The 258-nt window shown below is 39.9% G+C and carries 1 protein-coding gene; it reads right to left on the bottom strand.

All coding sequences use genetic code 11. The annotated features are described in order from the left end of the window. Positions 1-147 (bottom strand): hypothetical protein (locus PZC42_RS23430; protein ID WP_368860297.1); only part of this gene is annotated, 147 nt, incomplete at its 3' end. Positions 148-258 lie beyond the last annotated feature (111 nt).

The following is a 258-nucleotide window of genomic DNA, read 5'->3' as shown; positions in this document are numbered from 1 at the left end:
AGGATTGAAGCCATCAAGCTGAATATCTCCTTGCTTTCTTGTTACAAGCTTTCCATACACTTCATACATAACTTCATCAACAAGCTTCATCTTGTAGGTATCAGAAAACATTTCATCACCTGTGAAAATATCCTTATAAATCTTCATTTTGACCTAGGATGAAGAAAAACTGAACGGATTTGACCGGAATCGTCTGTGCTGGCTTCGACTTTGGGTTCTGGCAGAAGCTCTGATGTGTCCAATTGACTGATCGTACCG

Source organism: Isoptericola croceus (assembly GCF_029382255.1).
Classification (GTDB): domain Bacteria; phylum Actinomycetota; class Actinomycetes; order Actinomycetales; family Cellulomonadaceae; genus Isoptericola; species Isoptericola croceus.
Note: the sequence above shows the minus strand (reverse complement) of the source record. Positions and strands in the feature narration are given on the sequence as shown.